This is a genomic window from Aquirufa ecclesiirivi (assembly GCF_011250515.1).
Lineage (GTDB): Bacteria > Bacteroidota > Bacteroidia > Cytophagales > Spirosomataceae > Aquirufa > Aquirufa ecclesiirivi.
This window is the reverse complement of the sequence record NZ_JAANOP010000002.1, coordinates 1-13,521: the sequence shown is the minus strand read 5'-3', so window position 1 is coordinate 13,521 and position 13,521 is coordinate 1. Positions and strand designations below refer to the sequence as shown.

Genomic DNA, 13,521 nt, shown 5'->3' with positions numbered 1-13,521 from the left:
GATAGATTTTTTTATCATGGGAATAAAAAACTAAGGAAGATGACTACAACACATAAAGGGTTTCATGTAGAGCATGTTCTGCATGAACTGAAACATTATTTACCTGCACAGGCTCCGCTAATGGATTTTGTACATCATAATACCTTGCATGCTTTTCAACATTTACCATTTCACGAGGCACTTAGGAAAGCACAAACAAGTCTGGGGTATCAAGTTTACCTAAGTTTAGATCAATTTCGAGAGCTATACCAAACTAAACGTATCAATGACACTATATTAAATCAGGTCATTGAAAAGAAAAAAGGCGCGAAAAAAACCGCTGAGTGGAAATACAAACTTTTACATCAAGATGTAGAAAACGTTCCTAGTCCTAGAATTGGAGCACTTCGTGGTCAATGGAAAAAGGTGTACAACATTGATTTGGATTCCATGGTGCATCCCAATTTATTCCGATTAATATCCAGTTATTTAGATCAAGGAATTTCCATTTGGCATTTTCCTATTGAGAATAAAAGCTTTTTAGAAGCGATCAAAGAGCTCGAAAAAAAGAGTTGGATTAGTTTGTTCAAAGGCAAAAGAGCCAAAAATCTGTTGCTCAATGAACATACTACATTGGAAGATGTATTAAATATACTAGTAGGTTCACATCCCCATTTGTTTGAGCAATACCTTTTTGATCAGCAATTTGCTCATCAGGGTTGGTCTGGCATGGTCTCTACCGTAGAGGACTTACCACAAACCCTGCTAGATCGTAGGCAAATCAGTCTGCATGATTTAATCATGTTGGAATGCTTATTGGAAATAGATACCATTGATTACCTACTATCCAACGGATGGACTGGATTGGGAAATACACTAGAAAAGCCTCTTCCTTCCTTATTAGACCCTATTGAGTATTCAGAGGTCATGGATATTTTATCCATTTGGCAAGAAGCATTCGAATGGACCTATTACGATCAAGTTTTGGCGGGTATTCAGCAAAGTTCTAGAAATCCTATTTTTGGTGGTCCTAAAAGCTTTCAAGGATTATTTTGTATCGATGATCGGGAATGTTCATTTAGAAGATATTTAGAATCCGTTGATCCTCAATGTGATACCTACGGAACCCCAGGTTTCTTCAGTGTAGAATTCTTTTATCAACCCATAGGAGGTAAGTTTTATTCCAAGCTTTGTCCTGCACCTGTAACGCCCAAGTTCTTAATTAAAGAAATAGGAGATGAGAAGAAAAGGGAAAAAGACTTCTATTTCTCCAAACATAGCCACAATTTTTATACAGGTTGGATTATTTCCCAAACCTTAGGGTTTTGGTCGGCTCTCAAACTATTTGGCAATATTTTCAAACCCAGTATGAGCCCGGCTACGGCTTCCTCTTTGCGTCATATGGATAAGTTCTCCCAACTGCAAGTGGATTACGATGCCTTGATTCAACAAGAAAATGGCTTGCAAATTGGTTTTAAAATTGATGAAATGGCCAATCGGGTAGAAAGCATGCTAAAAAGCATAGGCTTAGTCAAAGATTTTGCCCCGATTGTTTATGTGGTTGGTCACGGTGCTAGTTCGGTCAATAATCCGCATTATGCGGCTTATGACTGTGGAGCCTGTTCGGGTAGAGCAGGTTCTGTCAATGCCCGTGTCGTGAGCAAAATGGCCAATAAATCGGAGGTTAGAGCCATTTTAAGAGAAAGGGGCATTGAAATCCCAGATTCTACCATTTTTGTCGGGGCTTTGCATGATACCACACGTGATGAGGTCGTTTTTTATACCGATGAAATCAAGGACAACCATTATTTGACGCTACATGCTGAACATGTTCTAGTTTTTGAACGTGCATTAGATTTAAATGCCAAAGAGCGCTCTAGACGTTTTGAATCCATTAATACCGAACTAAGTCCGAAGGAGATTCATGAAAAAATCCGCTTGCGTTCAGTATCGCTTTTTGAGCCTCGTCCAGAATTAAACCATGCTACCAATGCCTTATGTTTAGTGGGCCGTCGAGAGCTTTCTAAAGGTATTTTCTTGGATAGAAGGTCATTCTTGAACTCTTTTGATTATCGGGTAGATCCAACGGGTGAATATTTATTGAACATCCTAAAAGCGGCCGCTCCAGTATGTGGAGGTATTAATTTGGAATATTACTTCTCCCGAGTAGATGGTGAAAAATTAGGTGCGGGAACCAAATTACCGCATAATGTCATGGGACTATTCGGAGTTGCAAACGGTATCGATGGTGATTTACGTCCTGGTTTACCTTCTCAAATGACGGAGGTACATGATCCGATACGTTTACTTCTTGTAGTGGAACACTTCCCTGAAGTTGTGTTAAAAACCATTCAAAAATCACCTGAAACCTATGAATGGTTCATGAACGATTGGGTGATCTTAGTGTCTGTTCATCCAGAAACACGAGAGGTTCAACTATTTGAAAAAGGGGAATTCTCTCCTTACAGTCCAATCAATAAACCATTGGAACATGTCCGTGAAATTGAAAGCCTTTTAGAAAGCAATCAAGAGAATTTTCCCGTGTATTTAATCCAACAAGACTAATACCATGCAAAATTACCTTCCCATATTTATTTTAATTCCTCTGGCAGGTTTTTTGATAAGCTTAGTCTTAGCAAAAAACGATGAAAGGAAAATATCGTTTACGGCCTTTGGAACCCTGGGGGTTCAATTGCTCCTGGCTGTGTTATTTGTTGTCTATTGGATAAGCCTAGGCGCTCCAGATTGGCAAATGAACAGTTGGATCCTGTTTAAAAACAGTGATTATGTCTTCCAACTTGATTTTTTATTTGATTATATCACTAGTGTGTACCTGTTAGTTGGAGCTATATTAACCTTTTTGGTTACTCTGTATTCCCGCTATTATTTACATCGAGAACCCGGTTATAAGCGCTTTTTCAATACGACTCTTTTCTTCTATCTGGGATATAGTATCACCATTTTGGCAGGAAATATGGAAACGCTGTTTATAGGTTGGGAGATGCTAGGGATTTCATCCTTTTTATTAATCTCCTTTTATCGCGAACGGTATTTACCAGTTAAAAATGCAGTAAAAGTGTTTTCGATCTATCGAATTGGAGATGTAGGTATCATTTTAGCGATGTGGGCCAGCCATCATTTATGGCATCAAAACATTACTTTTTCTCAATTGAATAATGCAGAATTAGTACATGAACACTTACAATCACATAGCTTCATGGGGGTATTTATTTCCTTAATGATACTTCTTTCTGCTAGTGCCAAATCAGCCCAATTGCCCTTTTCTTCCTGGCTGCCAAGAGCCATGGAAGGTCCAACACCATCAAGTGCCATTTTTTATGGGTCTTTGTCGGTGCATATTGGTGTATTTTTAATGTTGAGAACATTTCCATTTTGGGAACATCAAATATCCATTCGTATCCTCATTGCAGCTATGGGACTGATTACGGCAATCATTACTACTGGTATAGCTCGAGTGCAATCTTCCGTGAAAAGCCAAATTGCATATTCCTCCATCGCACAAATTGGCCTGATTTTCATTGAAATATCCATGGGATTCGAAAAATTAGCTTTGTTTCATTTTGCAGGTAATGCCTTTTTGAGAACCTACCAATTACTCGTTTCTCCATCGGTCGTGAGCTATTTAATTCGAGAGCAGTTTTATCATTTCGAACCAAAAGACAAGACTGTAGAAGATTCCTTCCCAAATAAAATTCAAAACACCTTGTATCTACTTTGTTTGAAGGAATGGAACCTAGACTCCATCATGTATCAATATCTTTGGAACCCATTGAAATGGGCAGGAAACAAACTTAATTTCTTGACTGTCAAAAGGTTAATTGGCATTTTTGTTCCAATATTAGTAGGTATTTTCATCATGAAAGAGGGAAACTACTTTAACAATGATTGGACGCTATATATGCCTCTTATTCTTGGATCGATCGGATTAATTTTTGTTTTGAAATCATTTACGCAAAGAAGAAGTCTGCGTTTAAGCTGGATTTTGGTTATCATCAACCACATCACCATCGCTTTAGCCATTTCTTTCAATGAAAATTACGAACTTAAAGAAACATGGATTTATTTAAGTGGAATTCTTGTGGCTGGACTAATTGGTTATGCGAGTATCATGCGACTATTCCATTTAGAAGGCAAAATACAGTTGAACCGTTTCCATGGTCTCTCTGCCGAGCATCCAAAAATTGCTTTAGTCTTTCTATTGGCTTGTTTAGGTTTGACAGGATTTCCTATCACACCTACATTTATTGGGGAAGATGTCATTTTCTCCCACATTCATGAGGATCAATTTGCTTTAGCGGCGGTAGTTTCTTTAAGCTTTATATTAGACGGACTCTCCATCATGCGTATATACGCCCGTATTTTCATGGGTCCAAATTCCAAAACACATACGGAATTCTCCAACCGCTATTTTTAACAAAACCCAAAACAATCCGTGTTTGCAAGCGAACCCTAAAAGGGTTCGCTTTTTTTATTGAAAAATAGTAAGATAGAATTGAACAATTTCAAAATATGAATATCTTTAAGCTTGCAATCTAATACCTAGTTTATGAATGAAGTAAAAGCTAATCCAAAGTCGATTTGGATGCTTTTTATGCTGTTGATTCCTTTGGGCATATTTGGACAATCCATTGAAAACTGGATTTCCTATCCAAAGAACAAGCAGATGTTTCAAAAAATGCCCAATCTTGCCTGGAACAGTGATAAAAGTAAGCTTCTATCTAATAACATCTTCATTAACCCGACATCTTTAGACCAAACTATTGATGGATTTGGATATACCTTAACAGGTGGAAGTGCCTATTTAATTCAAGCCTTGGATGCTCGAACAAAACTAGCTCTTTTACAAGAACTGTTTGGGAATAAGCCGAATCAATTAGGGATTTCGGTATTGAGAATAAGCATAGGGGCATCCGATATGGATGAAAAAGTATTTTCGTATAACGACATACCCAAGGAAAAGGAAGATCTTAGGCTTCAAAGCTTTAGCATGCATGAAGACAAAAAAGCTTTAATTCCACTTGTAAAAGAAATTTTGAGGATTAATCCTCGGATTAAATTATTTGCTACTCCATGGAGTCCACCTACTTGGATGAAAGATAATCAGGAAACCAAAGGAGGGAAATTACTACCCAAGTATTATGAAGTTTATGCCCGATATTTCATTCGGTATATCCAAGAAATGAAGAAATTGGGGATTAAGATACATGCCATAACTCCACAAAATGAACCTTTGCATCCGGGTAATAACCCCAGTTTATCCATGTCAGCGGAAGAACAATTGGTATTTATACGTGATTATTTAGGTCCGCAGTTTCGAAAAAATCGAATTTCCACAAAAATCATTTGCTACGACCATAATTGTGATAAACCTGAATACCCCATTACTATTTTAAATGATCCAGAAGCGAGAAAGTTTGTCGATGGTTCCGCATTTCATTTATATCAAGGAAACATCAGCGCATTAGCACAAGTAAGGACAAAGCATCCAGATAAAAATCTCTATTTCACGGAACAATGGACAGGAGTGAAGGGCGATTTTTATGGAGATTTTATGTGGCATATAAAAAATGTCATCATAGGTTCCATGAACCAAGGTGCTAAAACGGCTTTGGAATGGAATCTAGCGAATGATCAAAACCTAGGTCCCCATAGTCCAGGTGGATGTACCGAATGCTTGGGAGCCATTACCTTGAGCCAAGGAATACAGCGAAATGTAGCTTATTACATCATTGCACAAGCATCCTCCTTTATTCCAGCGGATTCTAAACGTATTAAATTAAACTCTACAGCCCATTTACCCATGGTAGCCTTTCTTAGACCCGATAACCAAATTTGTTTATTGGTTCAGAATGAAGGTCTTGAAAAACAAAAATTACCTATTCAATATCTACATAAAACCATTGAACTGGACATACCAGGCTCATCTGTTTCAACTTTTTTATTCAAGCTATGAAAACATTCAACATTAATCGAAGACATTTTTTAAAAGGTGCCACTGCTAGTTTAGCCCTGTCTCAATTCGGTGCTTATGGCCTTGATTTGATACATCCAGACAAACCATTGCGTGTAGCCTTAATTGGAACGGGATGGTATGGAAAAAGTGATCTATTCCGACTCATCCAAGTAGTACCCGTCGAGGTGATTGCCCTTTGTGATGTCGATAAAAACCAATTAAACCAAGCTGGTAAATTGGTTAGTGAACGACAAAAATCGGGTAAGGTGCCTCGTCTTTATGGCGATTATCGTCAGCTTTTGAAAGAAAATGAATTGGATATTGTATTAATTGGTAGTCCTGATCACTGGCATCCATTACAAATGATTGAAGCTGTAAAAGCAGGAGCTAATGTCTATGTTCAAAAACCTATTTCGGTGGATGTGTTAGAAGGAGAGGCCATGGTAGCTGCTGCCCGAAAATATGGTAAAGTGGTACAAGTGGGTACGCAAAGAAAAAGTACGCCGCACCTCATTCATGCCAAAAAAGAAATCATTGATAAAGGCCTTTTAGGAAAAGTAGCGCATGTGGAAATGTACTGTTATTATCACATGAGAAATAATGGTAATCCTCCTGTTCAGGCGGTTCCAGACTATTTTGATTATGAAATGTGGACAGGACCTGCGCCTATGAGACCATACGATGGAAGTCCACATATCCGTTGGTGGAGAACATTCAAGGAATATGGAAATGGAATCATGGGCGATATGTGTATCCACATGTTTGATACGGCTCGTTGGATGTTGGATTTAGGCTGGCCAAAACGCATCAGTTCTCAAGGAGGTATTTATGTTCAAAAAGAAGGTAAATCCAATATTTCAGATACTCAGTCGGCAGTATTTGAATACGATGGATTAAACTGCGTTTGGCAGCATCGTACTTGGGGGACACCGAATGATCCCGAATATCCTTGGGGATTAACCATTTACGGAGAAAAAGGTACCTTACGTGCTAGCACCATGAAATATGATTTCACTCCTACAGATTCAAAGCAAAAAAGTCTACACATGGATGTCGTATATGAGAAAGAAAAATATCCAGAAGATCTGAAGGAAGAGCGTATTGAATTAAATGCAGCACCAGCAACCCGTTTACACATGTTGGATTTCTTAGCTGCCATAGATAAAAAATCGAAACCAATTGCCGACATCAGTGAGGGGCATATTTCTACAGCTAGTTGCCTATTAGCCAATGTTTCCATGGACTTAGGAGGTAGACCCTTAATCTATGATCCAAGTGCCAAAATCATTGTCAATGATCCACAGGCTACTGCTTTATTAGCAAGACCTTATCGTGGACCATGGAATAGAAACATGTTAAAATCATAATTTTACTTACATGAAAAGAATATTTTATTCGCTGGTTTTACTTTGCGCAGGATTTATTGCCCGTGCAGACGTACAATTACCCGCTATCATAGGAGACCACATGGTCTTGCAACAAAAAAGTAAGGTGACTTTATGGGGTTGGACAACCAGCCCTACGGAAACTGTCAAAATCAATGTGGATTGGGATACGACACATTTTAAAACAAAAGCTGTTTTAGGTAAATGGAGTATTCAAATTCCTACGCCAGCGGCAGGAGGAAGCCATCAGATTGAATTTCAAGGAAACAAAAACTCCATAAAAGTCTCTGATGTAGTATTTGGAGAGGTTTGGATTTTCTCTGGTCAGAGTAATATGGAATGGAGTGGCGATCAAAATCTTCAAGAAACCTTGGATGAAATGCCTAATGCCAACAATAATCAAATTCGCTTTTTTTATATCCCAAAAGCTACCTCATCTTATCCTCAAGAGGATGTAAGAGCGCATTGGGTGGTATGTAATCCAGAAGCTATGAAATCCTTTTCAGCCATTGGTTACTTTTTTGGAAAAGAATTAAACCAAAAATTGGGGGTCCCCATGGGATTAATTAATTCCAACTGGGGAGGAACACCCGCTGAAGTTTGGACTCCAGAAGATGTTCTAGCTAAAAAAAGCAATTTGTGGGAAGCGGCTAAACAATTGAGACCGAATGCCTTTTGGTCCGTTTATCCGGGCTTAAATTACAATGCCATGATTGCGCCTATTACTTCCTATACCATTGCTGGGGCATTATGGTATCAAGGAGAAAGCAATGTGGGTCAATACAAAACCTATGCCGAACTGATGGAAACGATGATTGGCTCATGGAGAACAGCTTTTAAGAATAATTTTTCTTTCTATTTTGCTCAAATAGCCCCGTATTCCAAATATGGCGACAATAATTTTGGAGCTAAATTACGAGAAGCTCAAACCATGAATTTAGCCATTGAGAAGACAGGCATGGTGGTTTTAAGTGATTTGGTACCTGATGTAAGCAACATCCACCCAACCAAAAAAATAGAAGTAGCGCATCGTTTTGCCAGTTTGGCATTAGTCAAAAACTATGGTCAAGAGGCTGGTCCTATCTTTTATCCTAAATACGACAGACATCGGGTAGAAAAAGGTAAAATCCGTATCTATTTTAGAGAATTAAACGGCAAATTAGTCGCTAAAGATGGTGATCCTTCCCATTTAATGATCGCCGGAGAAGATCAAAAATTCTATCCAGCACAAGGCAAAATCGATGGTAATACCCTGTTGGTTTCTTCTCCTGAAGTTCCCAATCCTGTTGCCGTTCGTTACTCTTTTAGCAATGATGCCCTACCTAATTTATTCAGTCGAGAAGGATTGCCCGTTAATCTTTTTAGAACCGACCATTGGGATAACTAAACCCATTTACCATAGCCTACCTTAAATTCATGAAAAAAATATTTCTTTACGTATTAGCCTGTAGTAGTTTTTCTAGTTTTGCTCAGCAAAGCAACAATGCTCAATTATATGAGGATTTACAATCCATTCAAGTATTAGGAACAGTCTTGCACGTGGCAGCTCATCCCGACGATGAGAGTACGCACATGTTGACATGGTTTGCCCAAGAACAGCATTGGGAAGCTAATTATTTCTCCTGTACTCGTGGTGATGGAGGACAAAACTTAATCGGAGATGAACAAGGAGTTCCCTTGGGATTATTGAGAACGCAAGAACTATTAGCGGCTCGAAAAATTGATGGTGCACATCAATACTTTTCCCAAGCCCTTGATTTTGGTTTCTCTAAATCAACTGATGAAGCTTTAAGTACATGGAATCATGAATTAGTACTTTCCAACTTAGTTTGGGTCATACGGAAATTACAACCTGATATTATTTTCACAAGATTTCCTCCGGATGCTCGAGCAGGACATGGACATCATTCGGCCTCAGCTGCATTAGCCATTGAGGCGTATGCGGCTGCGGCTGATCCTAAACGCTTTCCAGAACAATTAAGTCGGGGTGTGCAGACCTGGCAAGCCAAGCGCTTATTATGGAATACATTTCGTTTTCCTGGTTCTGCCAACAATACCATCAATGAAAACCAATTTAAAATTCAAATAGGTAATTTTTTACCTGCTTTGGGTGTAAGTACTGGAGAACTAGCGGCCTTAAGTAGAAGCCAACATAAATGCCAGGGCTTTGGATTTGCAGCAGATAGAGGATTGACTACCGAATATTTTGAAACCTTGGCAGGAGAGGCTCCCAAGCAACAGCTTTGGGATGGTGTTTCTACATCTTGGTCTAGAATTCCAGGATCAGAATCCGTAGAAACTCAATTGAAAGAGATTATTCGTTCGTATCAATGGGAAAAGCCTTATGCCAGTGTAAAGGCAATGATTGCTTTGAAAAAAGCCATTGAAGCTTTACCAAAATCAACCTATCAAGAAAAGAAATTGATCCAAGTGAAAAATTGGATACTGAAGGCAGCTGCTTTGTATGTAGCTGGAACAACCCAACAAAGTACCATTGCCACCGGGGACACTTTGAATTTCAAAACAGAAATTATCTTAAGAAGCCCATTGACTTTAGAAAATGTACAAGTTAAAGTGCTTCAAAAAGATACGACATTTGCTGGCAAAATTAACAGCTCTAGAAAACTCATATGGAACGCTAAAGTACCTATAAATCAATCATATACACAACCTTATTGGTTACAAAAAGCAAGAAATTTAGGCAATTTTGTGGTTGAGGATCCCATGAAAATAGGACAGGCTGATGTGGACCCTGCTGTGAAGGTTCAGCTGAGTTTTCAATTGGAAGGAGAAACCTTTACTATTGAAAAAGCAATTCAGCAAATGTTTGTGGATCCTGTCAAAGGGGAAATTTACCAGCCTATAGCCATTACGCCAAAAAGTGTATTCTCTTTAAGTTCCCAAGTGCTTTTATTACCCATTGGCTCTAAAGCTAGTAAAAGTACCTCGGTAAATATTACAGCCATGTCGACAATAAGTCCTGGTAGCGTTCAAATTAAAAATGAATTAGGCGAAATTTTGGCTAACATTTCATTGGAAAATGGTCTAAAAAAAGGGGAGAAGAGATCATTTAGTGTCACATTTCAAGAATCCTCTTTAAAAGAAACAGGTAAGATCCATCATCAGTTATCCTTGGCTTACACCACAGAGCGAGGAAATTGGATAGATTCATTGGAGCTTCATTCAATAGAATATGCACATATTCCTACTCAACGATATTTTACAGGAGTAGGATTGGATCTCATTCATAGCCCGATTGTGAGTAAAGGTAAGCGCATTGGTTACATTCGTGGAGCGGGGGATAAGGTTCCTGAGGCTTTGTCGCAAATGGGTTATCAAGTGGATTTTTTAAAAGAAAGTGACTTGAAATTTGAATCCTTAAAGAAATATGATGCCATCGTAACTGGAATTAGAGCCTACAATACAGAGGATTATTTGGGTAATGCACACCCTGAATTGATGAAATACATCGAAAATGGAGGCAATTATGTGGTTCAATACAATACAGCTAGTTTCTTAGGCCCCATGAAAGCTCAAATGTCACCATATCCATTTCAAGTAGGTCGTTCTAGGATTACCCGTGAAAATGCGCAGCCTGAATTTTTACTAGCTAGTCATGCCGTATTGAATCAACCCAACAAAATCACATCAGACGATTTCCAAGGTTGGGTACAAGAACGCAGCATCTATTTGGGAGAATCCAGTGACCCACATGTCGAATTTCCATTGGGTTTTACTGATCCAGGGGAAAAACTTGAAAAAGGTAATATTGCAGTAGCTAAATATGGAAAAGGCCGATTCATTTATACAGGACTTGTGTTCTTCCGTGAATTACCTGCGGCTGTACCGGGTGCATATCGTTTATTTGCCAATTTAATTAGTAACCCAAATAGTAAATGAAATTGAGCATTTTAAGGATAGTTTGTTTTGTATTTGTGATAGCACCCTTCCATTTATCGGCGCAAACCTATTCATTTCCTATCATTAGAACAGAAAAAATTCAAATTGCAAGGGATTCCTATGGAGTCCCTCATATTTTTGCGCCTACCGATCCAGAAGTAGCTTATGGCTTGGCATGGGCACATGCCGAAGATGATTTTAAGACGATTCAAACCTTAGTTCTGACCGGGAAAGGTAAATTAGGTACCTATTTAGGGAAGAAAGGTGCCCCAGTGGATTATGTATTTGGACTTCTACAAACTAAAAAATTAGTAGAAGAACAAATAAGTACCATGGATCCTAAGTTCATATTATTGATCAAAGGATATCTTTTAGGTTTAACTGCTTATGCAGAAGCCCATCCAAAAGAAGTCCTGAATAAGCATGTTTTTCCTATCAGTGTAGAGGAATATTTATCCACCACCGTTTTTTCAGTTGCTGTATTTTGTGGAGTTGAGAGGACATTACCCAAACTTTTGAATGGAAGCATAGCGACTTTACCTGGATTTACGGGTGAAGGAAGTAATTCGTTTGCCATACATGCCTCCAAATCTGAAAGCGGAGAAAACATGTTGGTAATCAATGCACACCAACCCATTGAAGGCGCTACGGCATTTTATGAGGCTCATCTTCAAAGTGAGGAAGGTTGGAATATGTTAGGTGGTTTATTTCCTGGTGCACCTTTAATTTTTCATGGAACAAGTCCTAATCTAGCTTGGGCTCATACGGTTAACTTTCAAGATAAAATAGACGTCTATCAATTAAAAACAGATGCCAAACACCCAGGAATGTATCAAGTTGATGGGGAATGGTTGCCATTAGAGAAAAGAAAAATCAAGCTAAAGATCAAAGGTTTACCGATATCCCTTTCCAAAATGGCTTATCGTTCCATTTATGGCCCTACCGTCAAGGGCCCACAAGGAGCCTATTTTTCGATGCGATTACCCTCTTTAATGGATGCCAAAGCATTGGAACAGTGGTATCACATGAATCGGGCCAATAACTTCTCGGAATTTAAAAAGGCTTTGGAGGAAAATCATTTGGCCATGTTTAATATCCTATATGCCGATAAGGAAAGTAATATTTTTTATGTTTCCAATGGAAAAATGCCCTATCGCAATCCTGATAAAAAATTTAATTGGGCATCTACCCTGGCAGGAAATACCAAAGCAAGCTTGTGGACTTCTTTCAAACCTTTTTCAGCTTTACCTCAATACCATAATCCTACAAGTGGATATTTGTTCAATACCAATCATTCTCCCTTTTTAGCTACGGCTGACCAAGAAAACCTGAATCCAAAAGATTTTGATGCTAATGATGGCTATGAGTTGTATCACAATAATCGAAGTGCCCGTGCCAAGGAATTATTGGAAGTTGAGGATAAAATCAGTTATCAAGAACTAAAGCGCATAAAATTTGACCGTCAATTGCCTAAGAAAATATTGTTTCCTTATGGTTATGCGGCAGACTCTTTGTTTTTAATAAATGCTTCGAAATATCCACATATTCAACCTTTGATTGAAAAACTACAAGCTTGGGACCATGTGGCTTGTCCTGAAAGTCAGGGTGCATTGATTTATTTGATGGCTTATTACCACATTCCTAAAATTATGGCTGGTCGACAAGATCAGAAACTGACTTCATTGGAAGCTGTTCAAGTGTTTGAATATATTCAAAAAACCTTGATGCAGCATTTCAAACGGACAGACCTGGCTTTAGGTGAAGTTCAAAGACTAGTAAGAGGGAAAGAAAATTGGCCTCAAGGTGGTATGCCGGATGTGTTAGCCGCTGTTATGTCCGTTGAGATAGAAGGTGGAAAAAGAAGAATGAATAGTGGTGACGCTTATATCCAATTTGTCCGATTCCCCAAAGATGGAGGACTTCCTTTCATAGAATCTATCAATACCTTTGGGGCAAGCTCAAATCCAGATAGTCCGCACTTTGCTGATCAGAGACCCTTATACCAAGCTCAGCAAGTTAAACCCATGACTTTGGATAAAAAAGTGGTAATGGAGCAAGCTAAGAGTGTGTATCATCCGGAGTAATCAATGAAGAATGTAGAATGTAGAATTTTTCATTCTAGTAATTTATTTAAAAATAGGGGGGCAATTATAAACGAGTCTGCTTAATAAACTGTGTCAATTACTAACTTAATTAATAATTGACACAATCCATGGAAAAAGAGAAATTTGATTTTGAGGCCTTTGTCAAGCAAGCCGCAGAACAATTAAAGCAAAAAAAGCC

The 13,521-nt window shown here is 38.5% G+C and carries 7 protein-coding genes; all 7 read left to right on the top strand.

The window, feature by feature from the left end; translation table 11 throughout:
* Nucleotides 1-39 precede the first annotated feature (39 nt).
* The 7 genes from G9H65_RS03335 (at nucleotide 40) to G9H65_RS03305 (ending at nucleotide 13,322) form a co-directional block, all read left to right on the top strand.
* The gene (locus tag G9H65_RS03335; protein ID WP_166373940.1) at nucleotides 40-2,544 is read left to right on the top strand and encodes a YbcC family protein; all 2,505 of its coding nucleotides are present in this window, start codon (nucleotides 40-42) and stop codon (nucleotides 2,542-2,544) included.
* A gap of 4 nt (nucleotides 2,545-2,548) precedes the next feature.
* Nucleotides 2,549-4,414 (top strand): proton-conducting transporter transmembrane domain-containing protein, encoded by a 1,866-nt coding sequence (locus tag G9H65_RS03330; RefSeq protein ID WP_166373939.1) that lies wholly within the window; start codon nucleotides 2,549-2,551, stop codon nucleotides 4,412-4,414.
* Nucleotides 4,415-4,546: 132 nt separating this feature from the next.
* The gene (locus G9H65_RS03325) at nucleotides 4,547-5,953 is read left to right on the top strand and encodes a glycoside hydrolase family 30 protein (RefSeq protein WP_166373938.1); all 1,407 of its coding nucleotides are present in this window, start codon (nucleotides 4,547-4,549) and stop codon (nucleotides 5,951-5,953) included.
* Nucleotides 5,950-7,320 (top strand): Gfo/Idh/MocA family protein, encoded by a 1,371-nt coding sequence (locus G9H65_RS03320; RefSeq protein WP_166373937.1) that lies wholly within the window; start codon nucleotides 5,950-5,952, stop codon nucleotides 7,318-7,320. Before G9H65_RS03325 ends, G9H65_RS03320 begins: the two co-directional genes overlap by 4 nt.
* 10 nt (nucleotides 7,321-7,330) lie before the next feature.
* Nucleotides 7,331-8,725, top strand: a complete 1,395-nt coding sequence (locus tag G9H65_RS03315) for a sialate O-acetylesterase (protein ID WP_166373936.1) — start codon at nucleotides 7,331-7,333, stop codon at nucleotides 8,723-8,725.
* 29 nt (nucleotides 8,726-8,754) lie between these two features.
* Nucleotides 8,755-11,238 carry a PIG-L family deacetylase gene (locus G9H65_RS03310; RefSeq protein WP_166373935.1) on the top strand — a complete coding sequence of 828 codons (2,484 nt, stop codon included), beginning with the start codon at nucleotides 8,755-8,757 and terminating at the stop codon, nucleotides 11,236-11,238.
* Nucleotides 11,235-13,322 carry a penicillin acylase family protein gene (locus tag G9H65_RS03305; RefSeq protein ID WP_166373934.1) on the top strand — a complete coding sequence of 696 codons (2,088 nt, stop codon included), beginning with the start codon at nucleotides 11,235-11,237 and terminating at the stop codon, nucleotides 13,320-13,322. The genes G9H65_RS03310 and G9H65_RS03305 overlap by 4 nt, the downstream gene beginning before the upstream one ends.
* The last annotated feature ends 199 nt before the right edge of the window (nucleotides 13,323-13,521 follow it).

What these genes read in the sequence shown, in the direction of transcription:
- G9H65_RS03335 (WP_166373940.1), top strand. Translation starts at nt 40, where the DNA reads ATGACTACAACACATAAAGGGTTTCATGTAGAGCATGTTCTGCATGAA.
- G9H65_RS03330 (WP_166373939.1), top strand. Translation starts at nt 2,549, where the DNA reads ATGCAAAATTACCTTCCCATATTTATTTTAATTCCTCTGGCAGGTTTT.
- G9H65_RS03325 (WP_166373938.1), top strand. Translation starts at nt 4,547, where the DNA reads ATGAATGAAGTAAAAGCTAATCCAAAGTCGATTTGGATGCTTTTTATG.
- G9H65_RS03320 (WP_166373937.1), top strand. Translation starts at nt 5,950, where the DNA reads ATGAAAACATTCAACATTAATCGAAGACATTTTTTAAAAGGTGCCACT.
- G9H65_RS03315 (WP_166373936.1), top strand. Translation starts at nt 7,331, where the DNA reads ATGAAAAGAATATTTTATTCGCTGGTTTTACTTTGCGCAGGATTTATT.
- G9H65_RS03310 (WP_166373935.1), top strand. Translation starts at nt 8,755, where the DNA reads ATGAAAAAAATATTTCTTTACGTATTAGCCTGTAGTAGTTTTTCTAGT.
- G9H65_RS03305 (WP_166373934.1), top strand. Translation starts at nt 11,235, where the DNA reads ATGAAATTGAGCATTTTAAGGATAGTTTGTTTTGTATTTGTGATAGCA.